General features: G+C 65.2%; 21 protein-coding genes. 13 read left to right on the top strand and 8 right to left on the bottom strand.

The window, feature by feature from the left end; translation table 11 throughout:
• Nucleotides 1-45: 45 nt before the first annotated feature.
• Nucleotides 46-1,041, top strand: coding sequence for a GlxA family transcriptional regulator (locus FFS37_RS18565; protein WP_137932409.1), 996 nt, complete (start codon nucleotides 46-48; stop codon nucleotides 1,039-1,041).
• A gap of 57 nt (nucleotides 1,042-1,098) precedes the next feature.
• Here FFS37_RS18565 and FFS37_RS18560 read toward each other — a convergent pair whose 3' ends face one another.
• Together FFS37_RS18560 and FFS37_RS18555 are read right to left on the bottom strand one after the other, a co-directional pair.
• Entirely contained in the window at nucleotides 1,099-1,659 is a 561-nt protein-coding gene (locus FFS37_RS18560; RefSeq protein WP_137932408.1) for a cytochrome b/b6 domain-containing protein, read from the bottom strand.
• A 5-nt stretch (nucleotides 1,660-1,664) separates the two neighbouring features.
• Nucleotides 1,665-1,931, bottom strand: a complete 267-nt coding sequence (locus FFS37_RS18555; RefSeq protein WP_137932407.1) for a PepSY domain-containing protein — start codon at nucleotides 1,929-1,931, stop codon at nucleotides 1,665-1,667.
• A 161-nt stretch (nucleotides 1,932-2,092) separates the two neighbouring features.
• Here FFS37_RS18555 and FFS37_RS18550 point away from each other — a divergent pair, with 161 nt between their 5' ends.
• A complete protein-coding gene (locus tag FFS37_RS18550; RefSeq protein WP_137932406.1) occupies nucleotides 2,093-2,752 on the top strand; it encodes a response regulator in 660 nt (219 codons plus the stop codon).
• Nucleotides 2,749-4,089, top strand: coding sequence for an ATP-binding protein (locus FFS37_RS18545; RefSeq protein ID WP_137932405.1), 1,341 nt, complete (start codon nucleotides 2,749-2,751; stop codon nucleotides 4,087-4,089). Before FFS37_RS18550 ends, FFS37_RS18545 begins: the two co-directional genes overlap by 4 nt.
• Here FFS37_RS18545 and FFS37_RS18540 read toward each other — a convergent pair.
• Entirely contained in the window at nucleotides 4,076-4,633 is a 558-nt protein-coding gene (locus tag FFS37_RS18540) for a sugar O-acetyltransferase (RefSeq protein ID WP_137932404.1), read from the bottom strand. The genes FFS37_RS18545 and FFS37_RS18540 overlap by 14 nt on opposite strands.
• Nucleotides 4,634-4,773: 140 nt before the next feature.
• Here FFS37_RS18540 and FFS37_RS18535 point away from each other — a divergent pair, with 140 nt between their 5' ends.
• The gene (locus FFS37_RS18535) at nucleotides 4,774-5,235 is read left to right on the top strand and encodes a DUF4126 domain-containing protein (protein ID WP_137932403.1); all 462 of its coding nucleotides are present in this window, start codon (nucleotides 4,774-4,776) and stop codon (nucleotides 5,233-5,235) included.
• The gene (locus tag FFS37_RS18530) at nucleotides 5,232-6,608 is read left to right on the top strand and encodes an FAD-containing oxidoreductase (protein ID WP_137932402.1); all 1,377 of its coding nucleotides are present in this window, start codon (nucleotides 5,232-5,234) and stop codon (nucleotides 6,606-6,608) included. Before FFS37_RS18535 ends, FFS37_RS18530 begins: the two co-directional genes overlap by 4 nt.
• A gap of 12 nt (nucleotides 6,609-6,620) precedes the next feature.
• Here FFS37_RS18530 and FFS37_RS18525 read toward each other — a convergent pair whose 3' ends face one another.
• A complete protein-coding gene (locus FFS37_RS18525) occupies nucleotides 6,621-7,067 on the bottom strand; it encodes a MarR family winged helix-turn-helix transcriptional regulator (protein ID WP_137932401.1) in 447 nt (148 codons plus the stop codon).
• Nucleotides 7,068-7,235: 168 nt separating this feature from the next.
• On the opposite strand from FFS37_RS18525, the gene FFS37_RS18520 reads away from it, so the two are divergent.
• The 3 genes from FFS37_RS18520 (at nucleotide 7,236) to FFS37_RS18510 (ending at nucleotide 12,155) form a co-directional block, all read left to right on the top strand.
• Nucleotides 7,236-9,626 (top strand): membrane-bound PQQ-dependent dehydrogenase, glucose/quinate/shikimate family, encoded by a 2,391-nt coding sequence (locus FFS37_RS18520; RefSeq protein ID WP_137932400.1) that lies wholly within the window; start codon nucleotides 7,236-7,238, stop codon nucleotides 9,624-9,626.
• A 161-nt stretch (nucleotides 9,627-9,787) separates the two neighbouring features.
• Nucleotides 9,788-10,966, top strand: coding sequence for an MFS transporter (locus tag FFS37_RS18515; protein ID WP_137932399.1), 1,179 nt, complete (start codon nucleotides 9,788-9,790; stop codon nucleotides 10,964-10,966).
• A 133-nt stretch (nucleotides 10,967-11,099) separates the two neighbouring features.
• Nucleotides 11,100-12,155, top strand: coding sequence for a M14 family metallopeptidase (locus tag FFS37_RS18510; RefSeq protein WP_137932398.1), 1,056 nt, complete (start codon nucleotides 11,100-11,102; stop codon nucleotides 12,153-12,155).
• 266 nt (nucleotides 12,156-12,421) lie between these two features.
• Here FFS37_RS18510 and FFS37_RS18505 read toward each other — a convergent pair whose 3' ends face one another.
• Nucleotides 12,422-13,192: an isocitrate lyase/PEP mutase family protein gene (locus FFS37_RS18505; RefSeq protein WP_137932397.1), complete on the bottom strand. Its 771-nt coding sequence runs from the start codon at nucleotides 13,190-13,192 to the stop codon at nucleotides 12,422-12,424.
• A 312-nt stretch (nucleotides 13,193-13,504) separates the two neighbouring features.
• Between FFS37_RS18505 and FFS37_RS18500 the strand changes: the two genes are divergently transcribed.
• The gene (locus tag FFS37_RS18500) at nucleotides 13,505-15,694 is read left to right on the top strand and encodes an anthranilate synthase (protein ID WP_137932396.1); all 2,190 of its coding nucleotides are present in this window, start codon (nucleotides 13,505-13,507) and stop codon (nucleotides 15,692-15,694) included.
• A 4-nt stretch (nucleotides 15,695-15,698) separates the two neighbouring features.
• On the top strand, nucleotides 15,699-16,646 hold the full coding sequence (locus FFS37_RS18495; protein WP_137932395.1) for a cation diffusion facilitator family transporter: 948 nt from the start codon (nucleotides 15,699-15,701) through the stop codon (nucleotides 16,644-16,646).
• 296 nt (nucleotides 16,647-16,942) lie between these two features.
• On the opposite strand, the gene FFS37_RS18490 is transcribed toward FFS37_RS18495, so the two are convergent.
• Complete coding sequence (locus FFS37_RS18490) at nucleotides 16,943-17,149, bottom strand: antitoxin (protein ID WP_137932394.1); 207 nt, start codon at nucleotides 17,147-17,149, stop codon at nucleotides 16,943-16,945.
• Between the two features lie 18 nt (nucleotides 17,150-17,167).
• Complete coding sequence (locus FFS37_RS18485; protein WP_137932393.1) at nucleotides 17,168-18,262, bottom strand: hypothetical protein; 1,095 nt, start codon at nucleotides 18,260-18,262, stop codon at nucleotides 17,168-17,170.
• A 96-nt stretch (nucleotides 18,263-18,358) separates the two neighbouring features.
• Between FFS37_RS18485 and FFS37_RS18480 the strand changes: the two genes are divergently transcribed.
• From FFS37_RS18480 to FFS37_RS18470, 3 genes are all read left to right on the top strand, one after another.
• On the top strand, nucleotides 18,359-18,796 hold the full coding sequence (locus FFS37_RS18480) for a DsrE family protein (RefSeq protein WP_137932392.1): 438 nt from the start codon (nucleotides 18,359-18,361) through the stop codon (nucleotides 18,794-18,796).
• A gap of 69 nt (nucleotides 18,797-18,865) precedes the next feature.
• Complete coding sequence (locus FFS37_RS18475) at nucleotides 18,866-19,660, top strand: SDR family NAD(P)-dependent oxidoreductase (protein ID WP_137932391.1); 795 nt, start codon at nucleotides 18,866-18,868, stop codon at nucleotides 19,658-19,660.
• Between the two features lie 64 nt (nucleotides 19,661-19,724).
• Nucleotides 19,725-20,033: a putative quinol monooxygenase gene (locus FFS37_RS18470; protein WP_137932390.1), complete on the top strand. Its 309-nt coding sequence runs from the start codon at nucleotides 19,725-19,727 to the stop codon at nucleotides 20,031-20,033.
• A gap of 62 nt (nucleotides 20,034-20,095) precedes the next feature.
• Here FFS37_RS18470 and FFS37_RS18465 read toward each other — a convergent pair whose 3' ends face one another.
• The gene (locus tag FFS37_RS18465; protein WP_137932389.1) at nucleotides 20,096-21,175 is read right to left on the bottom strand and encodes a siderophore-interacting protein; all 1,080 of its coding nucleotides are present in this window, start codon (nucleotides 21,173-21,175) and stop codon (nucleotides 20,096-20,098) included.
• Nucleotides 21,176-21,218 lie beyond the last annotated feature (43 nt).

Here is a 21,218-nt window from a genome sequence, read left to right as displayed (position 1 = left end):
TTCGAAAGAATTGGGACAATCCGCAATCCCATCCGGAAAATGCCCATGACCGCTCCGATCATCGCCGTGCTTGCCTTCGACGGCATAAGCCCGTTCCATCTCTCCGTACCGTGCCTTGTCTTCGGCGCGGACCGCACAAGGCTCGGCCTGCCGCGCTTCGACTTCCGTGTCTGCGGCCTCGAACAGGGACAGATCCAGACCGATGCCGGGCTGAGCATCCTGGTGCCGCACGGGCTGTCCGCGATCGACGGCGCCGATATCGTCATCATTCCGAGCTGGAAGGATCTCGAGGCGCCCCTGACCAGGCCATTCCAGGACGCGCTCGGTCGCGCGCACCGGCGCGGCGCACTGATCGTCGGCTTGTGCCTCGGCACCTTCGCCATCGCCGCCGCCGGCCTCCTGTCCGGCAGGAAGGCCACCACGCATTGGGCCTATACCGACCAGTTGCAGGCGCTGCACCCCGACATTTCGGTCGACGCGGATGTTCTTTATGTCGACGATGGCGATATCGTCACCTCCGCCGGCGTCGCCGCCGGGCTCGACTGCTGCCTGCATATCCTGCGCGCCCGCTACGGCGCCGAGGCGGCATTGCGGCTTGCCCGGCACATTGTCCTCTCGCCGCACCGGCAGGGCGGACAGGCGCAGTTCATCGAACGGCCGGTGGCGCCGAGTTCAACGGCCGACCGCTTCACCCAGGCGCTCGACACGGTCCGCGCGTCGCTCGGTGAGGCCCATAGTCTCGACAGTGTGGCCGAGGCGGCAGGCCTCACGCGCCGCACCTTCACGCGCCGCTTCCAGAAGACGACAGGCACCAGCTTCGGCGACTGGCTGGCCGACCAGCGCATCACGCTGGCGCAGAGATTGCTGGAGACGACGGACAAGCCGATGGACACGATCGCCTTCGAGGCCGGCTTCGGCAGTGCCGCCTCGCTGCGCCAGCACTTTGCCGCGAGAGTAAGGACATCGCCGGTGCAGTACCGGCGCGAATTCTCGAAGCGGCCCTGTCAGGACGCACGCATGGCGAACGAACTTGCATCCTGAATGCCGGAGGGACGCCACACTGATGCGGCATCCCTCCAGCGTTTGGGGTCTCGGTGGTCAGGCCAAATCTTCCGGCGACGGCGCCCGTTTTCGGCCGGTGATCATGGCGCTGACAAGGTTCTCACCATGGCGCAGGCTGGCCAGGATCACGCCTCCAACGTGAAGTGCGACCAGCGCCAGAATGCCATTCCCCAGGATCTTGTGCAGGTCTTCCACCCAGGCAACGCCCCACCAGGCATCCGTCGTCTGCATCCAGCCGGTCAGGGCAATTCCGGCAACGCAGGTCAGAAGCGCCACGACCATCGCGCCACCAGCCGGATTGTGGCCGAGATATCTCCGCTCCCGGCCGTGCCTGACATCGGCAAGATAGAGGCTGACGTTTCGCGGTCCGCGCACAAACTGGCGGAACCGCGTGTATCCGGATCCAGCCAGCCCAGCGATCAGCCGGGAGATGATCAATATGCCGGCACAATAGCCGGCCAGTTCATGCACCTTCCTGATCTCGCCGGATGACAGCCACGCCACCGCGACGCACAGGACCAGCGACCAGTGAAACAGGCGCACGTAAGAGCTCCAGACCTTCACTGAAGCTTCTCGGGTCGAGAAAGCGGAGTTCATCACAATCAGCCGTCGTCGGAGTCGGCACCGACCGGCGCGAGCGTCTTGGGATTGAACACCGCTTCCAGCTTCTTGCCGTTGGCGTCCAGCGCTTTGGCTTCATAACAGCCGTTTTCGGTCTTGATGCTGCGCACCTTCCAGCCTTCGCTTTCGAGCTTCTTCTGCAACGCCTCGCGCGGCTGCCACTGGTTGGTGGGTACATCGCACTTGTCTGCGGCGAAGACCGGCGCGGCAACGGTCATGGCCAGCGCCGTCAGGATCAGGGTTTTCATCTTGGTTCTCCATCGGACAATTCCGATCTCACGAACCCTGGCCGCGAAAGCTGACAGCCACCTGAACACTTTCTATCGTTCAAAAGCAGCGATTGGCTTTCATTCAGCTTCCTGTCAGCCTCGCGCCGCATGAAGCGCTGGGCTGCAAGACCGGAGGTAGGGTGCGCGTTCTGCTGATTGAAGACGACCTGGTGCTTGGCGAAGCGGTGCGCGATCATATCGTCGCCGACGGGCATGCCGTCGACTGGAGCATGAGCCTCGATCAAGCCGGCGACCACCTGCATGTCGTATCCTACGAGCTTATTCTGCTCGATCTGCACCTGCCGGACGGCAAGGGCCTGGAGCTTCTGAAGGCGCTACGCCGCAAGGGCACCGATACGCCCGTCATCATCCTGACGGCACGCGATCAGCTTTCCGATCGGATAGAGGGGCTGAATTCCGGCGCGGACGACTATCTGGTCAAGCCGTTCGATCTCCAGGAGCTGTCCGCGCGCCTCGCCGCCGTCGCGCGCCGCTATGCGGGAAACCCCAACCCCCTGATCCGGCTCGGATCGATCGAAATCGATCATGCCGCCCGCCGTGTCTTCGTCGGCGGCGCGGAAGCCTTGCTGACATCGCGCGAATGGGCTGTGCTTGAGCAGTTCCTGCGCCGGCCTGGAATGACGGTCGGTAAGGGCCAGATAGAGGATGCGCTCTATGCCTTCGGCGCCGAAATCGAGAGCAATACCGTCGAAGTTTATGTCAGCCGCCTGCGCAAGAAAATCGGCCGCGATGCCCTCACCACGGTAAGGGGGCTAGGCTACCGTCTGGCGCCGCCATGAGAATTCCCGGCAGCCTTGTTGGCCGGCTCGTCACGTCCTTGCTTCTGGTGACGGTCGTGTTCGGACTGATTGCCGCGGCCACCGGCAGCATCACCCTGCACAGGGAGATTAATGAGGCCATGGACAACTCGATGCGCGAGGCGGCGCGTCGCCTCCTGCCGCTCGTCATCGACGACTTGTTTGGACGCGAAGCGTCACAGGCGCCACGCAGACTGGCCGAAGCCGTTCCCGATGACGACGGGGGCCGAATGATCTTTCAGGTTCGCGATGGCACCGGCCGCGTCCTCATACACTCCTACGGCGCTCCCGCCGCACCGCTGACCAGCCGATTGGCGGGGGGATTCTCTGAAGAGGCCGGGTGGCGCGTCTATACCGAACCGGCGGTCAGCGGCACAATCTTTGTCCAGGTCGCCGAACTCGACGCACGCCGCGATGAGGAAACATTCGAGGCCGCTACCGGCTTCCTTGTGCCGATGGTGATCCTGATCCCGTTAAGTGCGCTTGTTGCCTGGCTGACCCTGGCGCGCTCGCTGAGACCGATCGCCAGCTTGCGCAGGCAGATCAGTGCCCGCCACGGCGACAACCTGGCCCCCATCCAGGCCGAAGCGCTTCCTTCCGAACTCGCCGCCATCGCCAGATCGGTCAACAGCCTGATGCAACGGTTGAACATGGCACTGGATGCCGAAAAGGAATTTACGGCCAATGCCGCGCATGAATTGCGCACGCCGATCGCGGGCGCGCTGGCCCAGACGGAGCGGTTGATCGCGGAATCTCCCCATGAAGCAGCCAGGAAACGGCCACGGCAGATCAAGGCGGCCCTCGACGATCTCGCCAGCCTGTCTGAAAAGTTGCTGCAACTGGCGCGAGCCGACGCGGGAGTGGCAGTGGCGGGCAAGCCAACCGATGTCGCGGCGATAGCGGCACTGGTCGCCGCCGACTTCGAACGGCATGACCCGTACAAGGGCCGCCTTCGCCTCGAGACGCAGGTCAAGCTTTATGCAGCCATCGACACCGACGCACTGGCGATCGTCCTGCGCAACCTCATCGAGAACGCGTTGCGACACGGCGCCGAAGGGGCGGAAGTGATCCTGCGCACGGACGAATCCAGCCTCAGCGTCATCAACGATGGTCCAGCGGTTGCGGCGCCGAGTGAACTCGTCAAACGGTTTGAGCGCGGAGCGACCCGAGTCTCAGGATCCGGCCTTGGCCTCGCTATTGTCAGTCGTATCTTGCAGCAGATCGGTGCGACGCTCGCGCTGAATTCACCCGCAACCGACCGGCAGGACGGTTTTGAAGCGACAATCCGTTTTGCAGGACCTGGCATCAGCCCCGTCTGATCACCCGCGCCGGATTGCCGACCACGGTCGTGTTGGCGGCCACGTCGCGCGTCACCACCGCGCCCGCACCGACGATGGCGCCTTCGCCGATGCTGACGCCGCCGAGGATGATGGCGCTGCCGCCGATCCAGGCATGGGCGCCGATCTCGACCGGCCTCGCGATCTCCAGCCCGGCCTGCCGCCCGGCGGCTTGCCTGTGATGCTCGGCGCAGTAGATCTGCACATTGGGCCCGAGCAGCGTCCCCTTGCCGATCCGCACACGCGCCGTGTCGAGGATGGTGCAGCCGGCATTGAGGAAGACCCCGTCGCCGAGAAAGATGTTGAAGCCATAGGCGCAGTGTAACGGCGCCTCGATGCGGGCGGCCTCGCCGACGCCGCCGAGCAATGCCCGCAGGCCCGGGCCGAGATTACCGCGCCGGCGGGGCGGCAGCGTGTTGTGCTCGAACACGGCATCCGCGGCGATGCCGCGCAGCGTCTCGAGCTCGTCATCGAGGCACGTATACCATTCGCCGGCCGCCATTTTCGCGCGCTCGCTCTCAGCCATGGCAATGCCTCCGTTCGGGGTCATTCCAAAGCACAGTTACGGCGAGCAGAAAAGCACCCGGGCAAGTACTGGCCAAATATACGGCCTATGATAGCCTGCCGTCTCAAGGCCATCCGGCCTGGTGATCGAGGGGGATCAACATGCTCTATCTCTTAGCACTTCTGATCGGCGTCGTAGCCGGTCTGCGCGCCATGACCGCGCCGGCCGCTGTCGCCTGGGGCGCCTATCTCGGCTGGCTGCCTGTCGCCAGCACCTGGGCTGGTTTCATGGGCCATTGGGCCGCCGTCGGCATCTTCACCATCCTGGCCATTGTCGAGCTCATCACCGACCAGTTGCCGTCGACGCCGAGCCGCAAGGTGCCGCAACAATTCGGCGCCCGCATCGTCATGGGCGCCTTGACCGGCGCGGTGATCGGCGCGGCCGGCGGCGCCACCGTCGTCTGCCTGATTGCCGGCATCATCGGCGCCGTCATCGGCACGCTGGGCGGCGCGGCGGTGCGTGGCCGGCTGGCCGCTGCTTTCGGCAAGGACCTTCCCGCAGCCCTGATCGAGGACGCTGTGGCGATCATCGGCGCGCTGCTGATCGTGGCGGCGGTGGCATGACCGCGAAAGCCTTCGACGCCATCGTCATAGGCGCCGGCCAGGCCGGCCCTTCGCTGGCCGGCCGGTTGAGCGCGGCCGGCATGAGCGTGGCGCTGATCGAGCGCAAGCTCGTCGGCGGCACCTGCGTCAACACCGGCTGCATGCCGACCAAGACCATGGTCGCCAGCGCCTATGCCGCGCATCTGGCCCGCCGCGCCGCCGACTATGGCGTGACCTTCTCCGGCCGGGTTGGCGTCGACTATGCCAGGATCAAGGCGCGCAAGGACAAGGTCACCAATGACGCGCGCGGCAATCTGGAAACATGGATCGCCGGCATGAAGGGCTGCACGCTCTATCGCGGCCATGCGCGCTTCGAGAGCGCCAACACGGTGCGCGTCGGCGACGACCTTCTGACCGCCGAAAAGATCTTCCTCAACACCGGTGGCCGCGCCTCGGTGCCCGACCTGCCCGGCATCCACGACATCGACTACCTGACCAACTCTTCGATGATGGACCTCGATGTCCTGCCGCGTCATCTCGTGGTGGTCGGCGGCAGCTATATCTCGCTTGAATTCGCCCAGATGTTCCGCCGCTTCGGCTCGGAAGTCACCGTTATCGAAAAGAGCCCGCGCCTGACCGGCCGCGAGGACGAGGACGTCTCGGCCGCCATCCTGTCGATCCTCGAAAACGAAGGCGTCACCGTCCATGTCGGCGCCGGCGACATCGGCTTCGCGAAACAGGGGAACGACATCGCCGTCACCTTCTCGGCCGGCAAGCCGCCGGCCGTCGGTTCGCACGTGCTGCTGGCGCTGGGGCGTACGCCCAACACCGACGATCTCGGCCTCGACAAAGCCGGCGTCGAAGTCGACAAGCGCGGCTTCGTTGTCGTCGACGACCAGTTGCGCACCAGCGTGCCCGGCATCTGGGCGATGGGCGACTGCAACGGCAAGGGCGCCTTCACCCACACCTCCTACAACGACTACGAGATCGTCGCCGCCAACCTCCTCGACAACGAACCTCGCAAGGTCAGCGACCGCATCGAGACCTACGGCCTGTTCATCGATCCGCCGCTCGGCCGCTGCGGCATGACCGAGGCGGCGGTGAAGAAAACCGGCCGCCGGGCGCTGGTCGGCCAGCGGCCGATGACCCGTGTCGGCCGGGCCGTCGAGAAAGGCGAAACGCAAGGCTTCATGAAGATCGTGGTCGACGCCGAAACCAGGCAAATCCTCGGCTGCTCGGTGCTCGGCCCCGGTGGCGACGAGGCGGTGCACGGCGTGCTCGACCTCATGTATGCCAAGGCCCCGGTCGACACGCTGGCGCGCGCCGTCCACATCCATCCGACCGTCTCGGAACTGTTGGTCACCATCGCGCAGGAGCTGAAGCCGCTGGCCTGAAGCCTTTTCCGATCAGGCGTCCGGTCCCGTCAGCTTCGCCTCCAGCCGGCCGAGCAGGAGCACGGCGCCCTTCAATTCATCGGCGCCGACACCGCTCAGCAGATCGGCGCGCAGCACCGCCAGCAGGCGCTCGATCTCGGTCACCCGCTTTCGCCCGGCATTGGTCAGCGACAGGATCTTGGCGCGCCTGTCGGCGGCGTCCTCGACGCGCCTCACCAGTCCTTCCTCGACCAGCAGGTCGACGATACGCACCAGCGACGGCCCTTCGAAGCCGAGATGGTCGGCGAGCACGCCCTGGCGCAGATGGTCGCCCAGCCGCGACAGCATCACCAGCGGCATGGCGGTGGCGTGCGACAGGCCGCAATCGTCGAGCGCCTTGTCGGCCGCGCGCCGCCACAGCCTCGCGACTGATATAACGAGTTGGCCAAATCTGGCGTTATCCGGGTCTTGATTGCGCATGGCGAAAAAGATAACATCCTATTTATTAGGTTGCGATAAAATTCTTTTTGATGGCGAAGCCCCCGTCGCCTGAACCGGATGCCGACGACCAAGCTCCCAGATCGCCCTGACGGCCCTTTCCGGCCGCCGCGACCGCGAGGCACTGCAGCCGGAAATGTGAGGACCGACATGACAAATCAAGATTCCAACAGCTCCGGCGGCGTCTGGCTGCTCGTTCTTTTCGGCCTGATCCTGATGATCATCGGCCTGCCCCTGCTCTATGGCGGCGTCCAGCTCATCGGTCTCGGCGGCTCCTGGTACTACGCGCTGGCCGGCGCCGGCATCATCGTCTCCGGCTTCCTCTACGCTTTGCGGCGGCGCGCGGGCTTCTGGCTCTATATCCTCATCTTCCTCGCCACCATTGCCTGGGCGCTGTGGGAGGCAGGCCTGACCTTCTGGCCGCTGGTGCCGCGACTGGTCGCGCCCACGGTGCTGGCGGTGATCGCTCTGTTGCTGGCGCCGCTGTTTCCGTCGTCGGCCGGCGGCAAGCGCGGTCCCTTCGCCCTTGCCGGCGTCCTCGTGATCGGCCTGATCGCGACCGCGGCTTACGCCTTCCAGCCGCATGGCGTGATCCGCGAGACGGTTACAGCCGCCGCGACCCCGGCTCCCGCCGCTGCCGCCGGCAACACGGACTGGCGCCACTATGGCCGCACCGCCGCCGGCACGCGTTACGCCCCGATCGGCCAGATCAACAAGGACAATGTCAAAGACCTGAAAGTTGCCTGGACGTTCCGGACCGGCGACATTCCGGTCAAGGGCGCCGAAGACCAGAACACGCCGCTGCAGATCGGCGACACGGTCTACAGCTGCTCTTCTAAGAACGTCATCAACGCGCTCAACGCCGAGACCGGCGAGCCGCGCTGGAAGTTCGACCCCAAGGCCTCCTCGCCGCTTTGGCAGCGCTGCCGTGGCGTGAGCTATTACGAGCCTTCGGCCGATGCCGCGAGCAGCGGCGCCGCACCGGCCGTGTCGACGGCCACGGGGTCGCAGCTCTGTGCCGGCCGCATCGTCATGACCACGATCGATGCACGGCTGATCGAGATCGACGCTAAGACCGGCCAACCCTGCGCGGATTTTGGCCAGGGCGGCACGGTTGACCTCAAGCAGGGCATGGGCGAGGTCAAGGCCGGCTTCTATTTCCAGACCTCGGCCCCGACGGTCATGCGCGACCTGATCATGGTCGGCGGCTGGGTCTGGGACAATGTCGAGACGGGCGAGCCATCTGGCGCGGTCAGGGCCTTCAGCGCCAGGACTGGCGAACTGGTCTGGGCCTGGGACCTCGGCAATCCCGCCATCACCAAATTGCCGCCGGAAGGCCAGAGCTACACGCGCGGCACGCCCAATGTATGGTCGACGCCGAGCTATGACGACGCGCTCGGCCTGGTCTACCTGCCGACCGGAAATGCCACGCCCGACTTCTTCGGCGCCGAGCGCTCCAAGGCGGCGGAGGACTATACCGCGTCCGTCGTCGCGCTCGACATCGCCACCGGGCGCGAGCGCTGGAAGTTCCAGACCGTGCATCACGACCTTTGGGACTATGACCTGCCCTCGCAGCCGGCGCTCTATGACGTGCCCGACGGCAAGGGCGGCAAGGTGCCGGCGCTGATCCAGGTGACCAAGCGCGGCCAGATCTTCATGCTCGACCGCCGCGACGGCAAGCCGATCGCCGAGGTTCAGGAAAAGCCCGTGCCGCAGGACGGCGGCGCCAAGGAGGATTTCCTGTCGCCGACACAGCCCTATTCGGTCGGCATGCCTTCGATCGGCGACGAGCCGTTCACCGAAGCCCGCATGTGGGGCGCCACCCCTCTCGACCAGCTCTATTGCCGCATCGGTTTCAAGAAGCTGCGCTACGAGGGTGAATTCACGCCTCCGGGCCCGACGCGTTCGCTGCAGTTTCCAGGCTATTACGGCGGCATGAACTGGGGCAGCGCCTCGATCGACGAGGCCAATGACTATCTGATCGTCAACGACATCCGCATGCCGCAATTCGTCGAATTGCTGCCGCGCGCTGTGGCCGACAATTATGGTCCCTCGGCAGCGCATGACGGGCTGGGTACCCAGCTCGGCACCCCTTATGGCGCCTTGAAGAACGGCTTCATGTCGCCGCTCGGTGTGCCCTGCCATCAGCCGCCTTACGGCACGATCAGCGCCATCGACCTGAAATCACGCAAGCTGGTCTGGCAGATTCCGGCCGGCACGCTGCAGGACACCGGCCCGCTCGGCATGAAGACCGGGCTCCAGATACCGATCGGCATGCCTTCGCTCGGCGGCCCCGTCACGACGGCCGGCGGACTGGTCTTCTACGCCGGCACGCAGGACTATTATCTGCGCGCCATCGACGTCGCGACCGGCGAGGAACTTTGGAAGGGACGCCTGCCGGTCGGCGCGCAAGCGACACCGATGACCTACACCTCGCCCGAAAGCGGCCGCCAGTTCGTCGTCGTCTCGGCGGGCGGTTCACGCCAGTCGCCGGACCGTGGCGATTACATCATCGCCTATGCCTTGCCGAAGGCGCCATGACGGGGAAGGTTTCCCGCGAAGGATAAACCAACGGGGCGTCTGGGCGCCCCGTTCCCTATCTGCTCCCAGCTTTCTGCATTGCTGCAATGCGGCAATATGCATTGCGCCTGGCATGGCTCTTCGCGCAGTCTAAAATTGAACCGATTCAGACTGGACGTCTCATGCCTTTGCCGATCCTTGCGCTTGCCATTGCGTCCTTCTGCATCGGCACCACCGAATTCGTCATCATGGGCCTTCTGCCGGAGGTGGCCGCCGATCTCGGCGTGTCGATCCCTTCGGCGGGGCTGCTGGTCACCGGCTATGCGCTGGGCGTCGTCTTCGGCGCGCCGATCGTTGCCATGGCGACCGCGCATCTGCCGCGCAAGCCTGTGCTTGTCGGCCTTGCGGCCCTGTTCGTCGTCGGCAATCTCTTTTGCGCCATCGCCCCGAACTACTGGCTGCTGATGGCCGCGCGCGTCTTCACCGCCTTCGGCCATGGCGCTTTCTTCGGCATAGGCTCGGTCGTGGCCGCCAGCCTCGTGCCGCGCAACAAGCGCGCCAGCGCCATCGCCCTGATGTTCGCCGGGCTGACGCTGTCGAACATTCTGGGCGTTCCCGCCGGCACCGCGCTCGGCGAAGCGTTCGGCTGGCGCTCAACCTTCCTCGCCGTGGTCGGCATCGGCCTGATCTCGGTGGCGGCCATCGCCTGGCTGGTGCCGTCCGATGTCGCCGAACCGAGCGGCGGCGGCCTGCGCGGCGAATTGCGCGTGCTGGGCAAGCTGCAGGTCTGGCTGGCGATGCTGATCGCAGCACTTGCCTCCGCCAGCCTGTTCGCCGTCTTCACCTACATCAAGCCCTACCTCACCGACGTGTCCGGCCTGTCGACCTCTGCGGTTACCTGGGTGCTCTTGCTGTTCGGCGCCGGCATGACCATCGGCAATGTCATCGGCGGCCGGCTCGCCGACTGGAAATTGATGCCGACGGTCATCGGCACGCTGCTGCTGATGGCGGTTCTGTTTGTCGGTTTCATGCAGTTCGGCGCCATCGCCAGTGTCGCCATCGGAGTCGTCTTCCTGTGGGGCCTGCTCATTTTCGTCGTCGTGCCGCCATTGCAGATCCGCGTCGTCGAGGCGGCGTCGGAAGGACCGAACCTCGCCGCCACGCTCAACCAGGGCGCCTTCAATGTCGGCAATGCCAGCGGCGCCTGGATCGGCGGCGCGGCCCTTTCGGCTGGGGTTTCCTATGCCCATTTGCCGCTGGTTGGCGCGGTGCTCGCCTTGCTGGCGGTCACTGTGGCGGTGCTGTCGCAGGCGCTGGACCGGCGTGCGCCGGTGGCATCGTTGCAAGCCGTCGCGGAGTAACTCCCGGCGCCCGACGGGCCGCGACCCTCGGCAAGTCCCAAGGACAATCTTGCGCCCATAGCGGGGCGGGCTGGACCAATCGACATCGGCGCCTTCAAATGGGCATGACTTGTCATTGCCCAGGGAGGAAGTCATGCAGAAATCGATCGAACGCATCGCCGGCGACAGCGACGGTGTCGTCTACGAATTCCCGGTGTTGCGCTTCATGGGCAGCGACAAGGCGGCGCCCTCGGCCTATCTGCAGGCGGCCCTGCATGCCGGCGAATTGCCGGGCGTCGTCGCCATCGATGCGCTGATGCCGGCGCTGAACAAGGCGCAAGCCGAAGGCCGCATCCGGGGCAATATCACCCTCGTCCCCTGGGCCAACCCGATCGGCCGCGCGCAATATCATTTCGGCGAGCACCAGGGCCGTTTCCATCTGGGCACCCGAACCAACTTCAACCGCGGCTTCCCGCTGCTGGCCGCGCCCGACGCCAGCCTGTTGCCGAACGCCGCGCATGGCGGCGCCGACCAGCGGCTGAAGACCAGGCTCGTGCAGCTATCGCTGGGCAACGACATGGTGATCGACCTGCACTGCGATGACGAAGGCCTTGCCTATCTCTACATCCACACCAGCCTGTGGCCTGCCATGGCCGATTGCGCAGCCGCCATGGGCGTCGATGCAGTGGTGCTGTGGAGCGAGGACACCGATGGCACGTTCGAGGGCGCCCAGATCATGCCCTATCAGAATGTCCCCGCCGACGTGGCGAAGCTCGACCGCCGTGTCGTCACCACGGTCGAATATCGCGGCATCCTGGACGTCGATGGCGCCTTGGCGAAGGCCGATGCCGAGGGGCTTTACCGGCTGCTGGTGGCGCGCGGCGTGATTGCCGATGCCGCCCTGCCCGCGCCCGGCGCCTTCAAGGGTATCGTCACGCCGCTGGAAAACATCGACATGATGCCGGCGCCGCGCGCCGGCGCCATCCTCTATGACGTGAAACCGGGCGACCGCGTCGCCACGGGCGCGCGCCTGGCCACCATCGTGCATGCGCCCGGCGAGGCCGACGGCCGCACCGAAGTGTTCGCGCCGCAGGACGGCATCATCCTGACCCGCCGCTCGCGCCGCATCATCCGCGCCGGCGAGGATCTGCTGAAACTGGCCGGCGACAGGAAGAGCGCCGACGCCAGGTCGGGCACGCTGGAGGATTGAGGAGGCTTTGCCTGGTGGTTTTTTACCGAAGCACCCCACGACTTCGTCATTCTAGGGCGGAGCAAGGAGCGTAGCGACGCGGCGCAGACCCCTGGAGCTGCTCTGCAGCCCAGGGAATCCATGCCGGGACATCTGTGCACCACAACGGTGCAGGATTCTGGGCTGCTGCACTCCACGACCAAGGTCACGGAATGGATCCCAGGGTCTCCGCGACGGAGCTTCGCTCCTGCTTCGCCCTGGGATGACGAAGACAAGAAGCTTTCGTCCTACCCCGAAATCGCCTGCCGCGCCTTCGCCTCCAGCCATTCGGCCATCTGCCGCCATGGCACCGGCCCGTGGCTGATGCGGGCGACGCCGAGCTCGGCCAGCCGCTGGCGTGGCGGTACATGCGCCAGCGCGATGATGTTGACCGGCAGCGCTATCGATGTGCACAGCGTCTCGATCAGGCGTTCATCGCCGAGCCCGGGCGCGAAGAAGCCGCTGGCTCCGGCCTGCTCATAGGCTTGCGCCCGCTCGATCGCCTGGTCGAGCAGGGCCTTGTCATGCGTGTCCGGCTTGGCCTTCAGGAAAACGTCCGTGCGGGCGTTGAGGAAGGCCGGAACACCCGATGCCTTGACGGCGGCGGCAGCGGCCTGGACCCGCTTCACCTGCAAGGCGATATCGTGCAGCCCGGTGCCGCCGACCACCTGATCCTCGAAATTGAAGCCGATGGCGCCGGCCTCAAGGGCAAGCGATACGGTGCGGGCGACGGTTTCCGGCTCGACGCCATAAGCGCCTTCGAGGTCCATGGTGACAGGCAGGTCGACTGCCGCCACGATGCGCCTGATGTTGTCGAGCGCCAGTTCGAGCGGAATTTTCTCGCCATCGGCATAACCGAATGCGGCAGCGACCGGCCAGCTTCCCGTGGCGATCGCCCTGGCGCCGGCTTTCTCGACGATCTTGGCCGAGCCCGGATCCCAGGCATTGTAGAGCACGACAGGGTCGCCCTTGACGTGGAGGGCATGGAATGTGCGTGCACGCTCGATCTGCTGGGTCATGGGTTTCCCGTTTTCGGTACCGGATGCGCAATCTAGCCACGGCGGCGGATGCTGGCGATGTGCCATGGGCCGGGGAAGCGGCGGCCACGAACAGACCCCTCAAATCAGTTGCGCATCCGGTTTTTCGCCGCTATGGATTTGCCCATGAACATGCGTTCGACCAAGACCATTTGGTGGTGGGCCTGCTGACAGCGGCCTGTTCGAACGCGCGTGCGTGAAAGAGAGGGTGGCCGCAACGGAAAGTCCGGGCGGCCATTTGTTTTTCCAAGCCAGTCCCGGGTCCGTTGCCCCAACAAGCTGATGGAGACGGCAATGACGATGAAGGTTCTGGAAAACGGCGCTGAAAGCTTCGTGACGGCGGGTGGCATCACCATCACCCGCGAGCGCCACGACCGGCCCTATGCGGGTGCGATCGACGCCTATGTCGATGGGCTGAACTCCCGGCGCGGCGCGGTGTTTTCCTCGAATTACGAATATCCCGGCCGCTACACGCGCTGGGACACCGCCATCATCGACCCGCCGCTGGTCATTTCCGCGCGCGGCCGCGCCATGCGCATCGAGGCGCTGAACGGTCGCGGCGAGACGCTGTTGCCGATCATCGGCAAGACGCTGGGCAACCTCGCCGACGTCACGGTCGCCGAAACGTCCAAGACGCTGATAAGGCTCGATGTCGCCAAGCCCGGCCGCGTCTTCACTGAGGAAGAGCGCAGCCGCGTGCCTTCGGTCTTCACCGTGCTGCGCGCCATCACGGCCCTGTTCAAGACCGCGGAAGACGCCAATCTCGGCCTTTACGGCGCCTTCGGCTACGACCTCGCCTTCCAGTTCGACCCGGTCGACTACAAGCTGGAGCGCAAGCCGAGCCAGCGCGACCTCGTGCTGTTCCTGCCGGACGAGATCCTGGTCGTCGACCATTACTCGGCCAAGGCCTGGACCGACCGTTACGACTATGCGGGCGACGGCTTCTCCACGGAGGGACTGCCGCGCGACCAGATCGCCGAGCCGTTCACGACCGCGGACCGTATTCCGCCGCGCGGCGACCATGAGCCGGGCGAATACGCCAACCTCGTGCGCCGGGCGATGGATTCGTTCAAGCGCGGCGACCTGTTCGAGGTCGTGCCCGGCCAGATGTTCTACGAGCGCTGCGAAACGCAGCCGTCGGAGATTTCGCGCAAGCTGAAATCGATCAACCCCTCGCCCTATTCCTTCTTCATCAATCTGGGCGAAAACGAATATCTGATCGGCGCCTCCCCCGAAATGTTCGTGCGCGTCAACGGCCGCCGCGTCGAGACCTGCCCGATCTCGGGCACCATCAAGCGCGGCGACGATGCCATTTCCGACTCGGAGCAGATCCTGAAGCTGCTCAATTCCAAGAAGGACGAATCCGAGCTGACCATGTGCTCGGACGTCGACCGCAACGACAAGTCGCGCGTCTGCGAGCCGGGTTCAGTGCGCGTCATCGGCCGCCGCCAGATCGAGATGTATTCGCGCCTCATCCACACGGTCGACCACATAGAGGGGCGCCTGCGCGAAGGCATGGACGCCTTCGACGCCTTCCTCTCGCATGCCTGGGCGGTTACCGTCACCGGCGCGCCGAAACTCTGGGCCATGCGCTTCATCGAGCAGAACGAGAAGAGCCCGCGCGCCTGGTATGGCGGCGCGATCGGCATGGTCAATTTCAACGGCGACATGAACACCGGCCTGACCTTGCGCACCATTCGCATCAAGGATGGCATCGCCGAGGTGCGCGCCGGCGCCACATTGCTCTTCGACAGCGTTCCCGAGGAAGAAGAAGCCGAAACCGAACTGAAGGCATCCGCCATGCTCTCCGCCATCCGCGACGCCAAATCAGGCAATTCCGCCAGCACCGAGCGCGCCACCGCGCGCGTCGGCGACGGCGTCAACATCCTGCTCGTCGACCATGAGGACTCTTTCGTCCACACACTGGCCAATTATTTCCGCCAGACCGGCGCCAATGTCTCGACCGTGCGTTCACCGGTGCCGGAAGAAGTGTTCGAGCGGCTGAAGCCGGACCTTGTCGTGCTGTCGCCCGGACCCGGCACGCCGAAGGATTTCGACTGTGCCGCGACCATCAAGAAGGCGCGCGCCCGCGACCTGCCGATCTTCGGCGTCTGCCTCGGCCTGCAGGCCCTCGCCGAGGCCTATGGCGGCGAGTTGAGGCAGTTGCACATCCCGATGCATGGCAAGCCCTCGCGCATCCGCGTCTCCAAGCCGGGCATCATCTTCTCGGGCCTGCCCAAGGAAGTGACGGTCGGCCGCTACCACTCGATCTTCGCCGACCCGGTGCGGCTGCCCGATGATTTCGTCGTCACCGCTGAAACCGAGGACGGCATCATCATGGCCTTCGAGCACCGCAAGGAACCGATTGCGGCCGTGCAGTTCCACCCGGAATCGATCATGACGCTCGGCCACAATGCCGGCATGCGCATCATCGAGAACATCGTCGCCCACCTGCCCCGCAAGGCCAAGGAAAAGGCTGCCTGACGCAATGGCTGAAGCCGGCAACACGATGGCCGCGGACGGCAGGGCCACGGCCAAGCAAAGGGTAGCCAGCCTGGCGTTCTGGTCGATCACCGTCGCCGCCGTCGTCTTCGGCCTGAAACTTGTCGCCTGGTACCTGACCGGCTCGGTCGCACTCTATTCGGACGCGCTGGAATCGATCGTCAACGTCATCGCCTCGGTCGCCGCCTTCTGGGCGATCCAGGTCAGCCACAAGCCGGCCGATCAGGACCATCCGTTCGGCCATCACAAGGCCGAGTATTTCTCGGCGGTGCTCGAAGGCGTGCTGATCGTGGTCGCGGCGCTTCTGATCCTCAACGAGGTCTGGCGCTCCTGGCAGACGCCGGCGCCACTCGAACAGCCCTGGGAAGGTCTTGCCGTCAACGGCGTCGCCACCGCCATCAACGCCTTCTGGGCCTGGCTGCTGATCCGCGCCGGCAAGGCGGCGAAATCGCCGGCTCTGGTCGCCGACGGCAACCACATCATGACCGACGTTGTGACCTCCATCGGCGTCTTCGGCGGTCTCGTCGGCGCGATCCTGACCGGCTGGCGCATCCTCGATCCCGCGCTCGCCGTGATCGTGGCGCTCAACATCCTGTGGCAGGGCTGGCACGTCATTGGCTCGTCGATGAACGGGCTGATGGACCGCGCCGTCGACACATCGGAGCACATGCGTATCCGCGACATCATCTCGGCCAACTGCAAGGGTGCCATGGAGGTTCACGACCTCAAAACCCGCATCGCCGGCCGCGCCACCTTCATCGAGTTTCATCTGGTCGTCGACGCCGACATGTCGGTCGGCGCCAGCCATGTCATCTGTGACCGCATCGAGGATGCGCTGAAAGCCGAAATCCCCTCGGTGCGCGTCACCATCCATGTCGAACCGGACGACGAGGCAAAACTGCCCAAGGGCACGACGGCCGTGCCGTTTGCCTGAGAAGGTTCGCCGTCACGACCTGGAAAATTGCCGAAGACTCTCGATTTCGTCATCCACGGGCGGAGCAGGAGCGAAGCGACGCGGAGACCCGAAGATCCATGCCGCGACCTCAGCCGCAGAGTGCAGCGGCGCAGAATTCCGCACCGTAGCAGCGCTTCCGAGTCCCGGCATGGATCCCTTGGGCTGCAGAGCAGCTCCAGGGGTCTGCGCCGCGTCGCTTCGCTCCTTGCTCCGCCATAAGATGACGAGGCGATAGGCGTAGTTCCCGAAAACTTCAGCGCCGAGGAAACTCGTCGCTATCGGCCTTCTAAGACCGCCTCCACAAAATCATCGTCAAGCGGTCCAGTCAGACGGTCGAGCCAGTCCCAATCCTGCGCGAGCGGTTCGAGAACGATCGCTCGGCCCTGGCGGCTGATCGACACCTCGCCGGTTTCGAAACGGTATTTCTTCGGCACGCGTACTGCTTGCGATCGGCCAGACCAAAAGACCTTTGCCTTATCCATTTACCCCTCCAGAAATGCTCAAGGCGCGCAGGCCGATTGCGGCATTGGCTGCAGCCGATAGACCTTGTCGTCCGACTTCGTCTTGCCGTCGGCGGCCTTCGAGCACAGGTCGACAATTGCCAGGCTGCTGTTGGGGTTTGCCAGCATCATGGTGCCGTCAGCGCCGCGCTTGAGGAATATTTCCTTCTGCGCGATGTCGCAGGAGAAATCGCTCATCTTCGAGCTCGCCGCGCAACGCCACTGGTCAGCCTCGCCCTGGCACGAATAAGTCTGCGTGACCTTGGCGCCTTTCTGCCGCGTGGTGACCGAGACGGCAATGTCGGCGCCATCAGGCCAATTGGCGGCGTCGCCGCCCGCGGCGAAGGATGCCAATTCCACAGGCCCGCGGAACACCCGGATCGACTGCGTCAGCTGGTTGGGATGCGACCCCATATGCGCCGCGTCATAGTCGCGTCCGTAGCAGAAAGGCTGGTCGGGCTTCAGCCGCTCCCGCAACGGAGCTCCGAGCGACGGATCGATCGGATCGATGCGCGCGAACTCGGCCTGGCAGGTTGCCGCCGGCATGGGGTCCAGGCGGAAATTGTCATCCTCCGGGCCGAGCGCCTGCCTGGCATATTCCGCCTTGCCGAGTTGCTCCTCCGAGTCCGGATCGAGGTAAATGTCGGAAGACAGGTCAGAGAGGATCAGCCGGCCCTTGTCGTCGACCTTCAGCGACGCCAGCGTGCGGTCGCAATCCATGCCGCACCGGATCGCACCTGATTTGCCATCCTCGGACTCATGATTGCACCAGCCGCCCGCCCATTGCGGCGCCTTGGCGCCACGAACCGTCGTGGTGAGAAAGCCATTGTAGGAGGTATCCGAATTCGCGGCCGGCTCCTCATTCGGATGGCTGACCGGATCATGGCCATAGTAGAAAAAGATCCGCGCCACCTTCTGCCTGGGATGCGCCTTCAGATGCGCCGCGTCATAGACCCGGCCGAAACAGGCGTCCGCGCCCTTCGGGCTGAGTTCGGTAAGCTTCAGCGCATCACCGGCAAGGGCAGAGCCCGCAAGGCCGCCAAACAAGACGGCAAATCCCGCACTTGCCGCTGTCTTCCACCCATTGAACGCCATGTGATCCTCCTCCGCATCGACAGGACGTAACGTCAATCTATGCTAGTATTGCGGCCCGAACCACGCAAATCACGCTGGAATGCAGGGAGGAACGCCATGCGCCGACGCGACATCTTCCGTGCGGCCCTTGCCGGAACCGGAACGTTTCTTGGCTTGCGGGCGGTGCAGGCCGCGACCACAGAGCCCGCCAGGCTGAAGGTCGCCTATCATCTGAGCGACGTGGACAAGGTCAATTTCGTGCTCGGCAACATCAAGAACCATTATGAGGGCACCGGCGGCAATGTCGACATCGCGCTGGTCGTGCATGGGCCTGCCCTGGCCAGCTTCAAGTCGAAAGGCATATCGGCCGCTGTGTCCGGCCGCTTCGCCAGCCTGGTGCAGCAGGGGCTCGAGCCGCAGGCCTGCGCCAACACGATGCACGGCATGGATATTTCGCTCGCCGACCTGCTCGAAGGCTTCCATGCCGCCGACAAGGGCGGGGTCGTCAAGCTCGCCGAACTGCAAAGCCAGGGCTACGTCTATCTCAGGCCTTGAAGCGCCACCGGCTTGAATGCAACTGTGGCGGCGCCCGTGACGGACGAACGCGAAAGCCGGAGGAACACAGTGCCAGCGACGACAACCACGCCTTCCGGGCTCAACATCCCCGATCTCGCCGGCAAGGCGGTGCTGGTCACCGGCGCCTCGACCGGCATCGGTGCCGCACTTGCGCTCGCTTATGCCGAACAGAAGTGCCGCGTCGCCCTGCACTACAATTCGAGCCGTGACGCCGCCGAGGAACTGGCCGGGACCATTCGCGACCGGGGCGGCGAGGTTTTTCTCGTCCAGGGTGATTTTTCCGTGGCCGCCGATGTCGAGCGTGTCGTGGAGGACAGCGCGCGGCATTTCGGGCGCCTTGAAGGCCTCGTCAACAATGCCGGCGGCATGCTCGGCCGCGTGCCCTATGCCGAGCAGACCGAAGCCCACTATGACGCGGTGATGGATCTCAACGCGCGCTCGGTGCTGACCGCCTCGCGCAAGGCGATCCCGTGGCTGAAGACGCAGGGCGGCTTCATCGTCAACACATCCTCGATCGCCGCGCGCAACGGCGCCGGCGGCGGTGCCGGCCTGTATGGTTCGGCCAAGGCCTTCGTCTCCAACGTCACGCGCGGCATGGCCAAGGAACTGATCGGCTTCGGCATCCGCGTCAACGCGGTGGCGCCCGGCGTGATCCTCACCCCGTTTCACGACCGCTATTCGACGGACGAGCAGATCAAGGGCATGGTCGCCACCATTCCCCAGGGCCGAGCCGGCACGGCTGAAGACTGCGTCGGCGCCTACCTCTTCCTCTCGTCCGATCTCCTGAGCGGCTACATCACCGGCCAGGTCATCGAGGTCAATGGCGGCCAGTTGATGCCGTGAGCCGCGACCGGCATACTGACGCCTCGCAAACTCCTTTCGCGCCAACTCCAGGGGGAGACAAGGAATGTACGGACTGATCGGCAAGATGCGGGCGGCGCGCGGCCACCGTGATGAGGTGCTGGATCTGCTACGTGCCAGCACGGGCGCCCTGCCCGGCTGCCTGAGCTACATCATCGGCACCGACCCGGTCGACGCCGACGCGATCTGGGTGACCGAAGTGTGGACCGATCAGGCAAGCCACAAGGCCTCGCTGCAACTCCCCGAAGTCCAGGCGGCAATCGCCAAGGCGCGACCGTTCATCGCCGGTTTCGAGTTCCAGGTCGAGACCCACCCCGTCGGTGGCTTCGGGCTGCCTGACGGCAAGACGGGCTGAGCCAACCGAAAGGCTTCGCCAGCCCGCGCTCCCTATTCTAGCCAAATCCTTGCAGGCGGCGGCTACTCCTCGCCGCCTCCGTTCTCGCCCTGGGCGCCGCGACGCCAGTAGGCCGTGACCAGATGCCTGTCGCGCGCCAGTCCCCATTCCTTGCGCACGATTCTGCGGATCTCGCGGAAGTCGGCGAATTCGCACCCGGCCCAGACAAAGAGGCCGTCGGCGAGCGCGGCATGGCTGCGCTCCCGGAGCGCAGCCGGCAGCAGGCCGGCGGTGCCGGCCTCGCGGCCATGCCGGTAGAGCCAGGTGATGTCGATGTTGTCGCCTTGCCGCAGCGCGATCCGGTCATCGGGGCCGTCGACTTCGATGAGCGCCTCGGCACGGGTTGACGGCGGCAGGTGTTCCAGGATCCGGCCGATGGCCGGCAGCGCCGTGTCGTCGCCGACGAGAAGCAGGGTCTGCCCCTCCGGCGCCTCGCCGCCACCGGGCCCGATCATGCCGATTACGTCCCCAGCCCGCGCGTTCTGCGCGAAGACCGCGGCGGGCGTGTCCTGGCCGGGGTGCAGCACGAAATCGACATCCAGCCAGCCGCTTGCCGCGTCGATCACGCGGATCGTGTAGACCCGCACGGTGAGCGCGTCCTCGCCGCCGGGCCAGACCAGCAGGCCGTCAACACCCATGGATGGCCAGACCGGCCGCCGGCCCTGCGGCGGCAACAGCAGCCGCATATGCAGGCCGCCATGGGTGAAACGATCGAGATCCGAACCGGCAAAGCGCAGCCGTTGCATGTGCGGCGAGATCCGCCTCGAAGACACCACACTGATCTCGCGGAAGAACACCGGCGTGCCGGCATCAGTGCCGTCACCTTGCCAGCGCAATCCACCGGTGGTGCCGAGATGCTGTGCGACGTGACCAGCGACTGTCATCTTCATGTAGGAGAGGCAGGTTTCATCTGACGCCGCGACTCGGACCAGCATGGCGTCGCCTTCAAGCGTCGCGCTCAGAGACCCGTAATACATGCGAAGCTCCCATCGATCGGCAGCGCCGGTTTCGATCTCACATTCGCCGTGCTCGGCGCGCAAATGCTCGATCGCCGACCGGATTGCCTCGTCGCTGATCCGTGTCTGCGCGCTCAACTGGTCCATCGCCGAAATCCTTCGATAGCGGTTCAAACGAAGCCGCCGAAAG

This window comes from Mesorhizobium comanense (assembly GCF_005503535.1).
In the GTDB taxonomy this organism is placed as follows: Bacteria; Pseudomonadota; Alphaproteobacteria; order Rhizobiales; family Rhizobiaceae; genus Mesorhizobium; species Mesorhizobium comanense.
This window is presented reverse-complemented; position numbering and strand designations above follow the sequence as displayed.

What these genes read in the sequence shown, in the direction of transcription:
- FFS37_RS18565 (WP_137932409.1), top strand. Translation starts at nt 46, where the DNA reads ATGACCGCTCCGATCATCGCCGTGCTTGCCTTCGACGGCATAAGCCCG.
- FFS37_RS18560 (WP_137932408.1), bottom strand. Translation starts at nt 1,659, where the DNA reads ATGAACTCCGCTTTCTCGACCCGAGAAGCTTCAGTGAAGGTCTGGAGC.
- FFS37_RS18555 (WP_137932407.1), bottom strand. Translation starts at nt 1,931, where the DNA reads ATGAAAACCCTGATCCTGACGGCGCTGGCCATGACCGTTGCCGCGCCG.
- FFS37_RS18545 (WP_137932405.1), top strand. Translation starts at nt 2,749, where the DNA reads ATGAGAATTCCCGGCAGCCTTGTTGGCCGGCTCGTCACGTCCTTGCTT.
- FFS37_RS18540 (WP_137932404.1), bottom strand. Translation starts at nt 4,633, where the DNA reads ATGGCTGAGAGCGAGCGCGCGAAAATGGCGGCCGGCGAATGGTATACG.
- FFS37_RS18535 (WP_137932403.1), top strand. Translation starts at nt 4,774, where the DNA reads ATGCTCTATCTCTTAGCACTTCTGATCGGCGTCGTAGCCGGTCTGCGC.
- FFS37_RS18530 (WP_137932402.1), top strand. Translation starts at nt 5,232, where the DNA reads ATGACCGCGAAAGCCTTCGACGCCATCGTCATAGGCGCCGGCCAGGCC.
- FFS37_RS18525 (WP_137932401.1), bottom strand. Translation starts at nt 7,067, where the DNA reads ATGCGCAATCAAGACCCGGATAACGCCAGATTTGGCCAACTCGTTATA.
- FFS37_RS18520 (WP_137932400.1), top strand. Translation starts at nt 7,236, where the DNA reads ATGACAAATCAAGATTCCAACAGCTCCGGCGGCGTCTGGCTGCTCGTT.
- FFS37_RS18515 (WP_137932399.1), top strand. Translation starts at nt 9,788, where the DNA reads ATGCCTTTGCCGATCCTTGCGCTTGCCATTGCGTCCTTCTGCATCGGC.
- FFS37_RS18510 (WP_137932398.1), top strand. Translation starts at nt 11,100, where the DNA reads ATGCAGAAATCGATCGAACGCATCGCCGGCGACAGCGACGGTGTCGTC.
- FFS37_RS18505 (WP_137932397.1), bottom strand. Translation starts at nt 13,192, where the DNA reads ATGACCCAGCAGATCGAGCGTGCACGCACATTCCATGCCCTCCACGTC.
- FFS37_RS18500 (WP_137932396.1), top strand. Translation starts at nt 13,505, where the DNA reads ATGACGATGAAGGTTCTGGAAAACGGCGCTGAAAGCTTCGTGACGGCG.
- FFS37_RS18495 (WP_137932395.1), top strand. Translation starts at nt 15,699, where the DNA reads ATGGCTGAAGCCGGCAACACGATGGCCGCGGACGGCAGGGCCACGGCC.
- FFS37_RS18490 (WP_137932394.1), bottom strand. Translation starts at nt 17,149, where the DNA reads ATGGATAAGGCAAAGGTCTTTTGGTCTGGCCGATCGCAAGCAGTACGC.
- FFS37_RS18485 (WP_137932393.1), bottom strand. Translation starts at nt 18,262, where the DNA reads ATGGCGTTCAATGGGTGGAAGACAGCGGCAAGTGCGGGATTTGCCGTC.
- FFS37_RS18480 (WP_137932392.1), top strand. Translation starts at nt 18,359, where the DNA reads ATGCGCCGACGCGACATCTTCCGTGCGGCCCTTGCCGGAACCGGAACG.
- FFS37_RS18470 (WP_137932390.1), top strand. Translation starts at nt 19,725, where the DNA reads ATGTACGGACTGATCGGCAAGATGCGGGCGGCGCGCGGCCACCGTGAT.
- FFS37_RS18465 (WP_137932389.1), bottom strand. Translation starts at nt 21,175, where the DNA reads ATGGACCAGTTGAGCGCGCAGACACGGATCAGCGACGAGGCAATCCGG.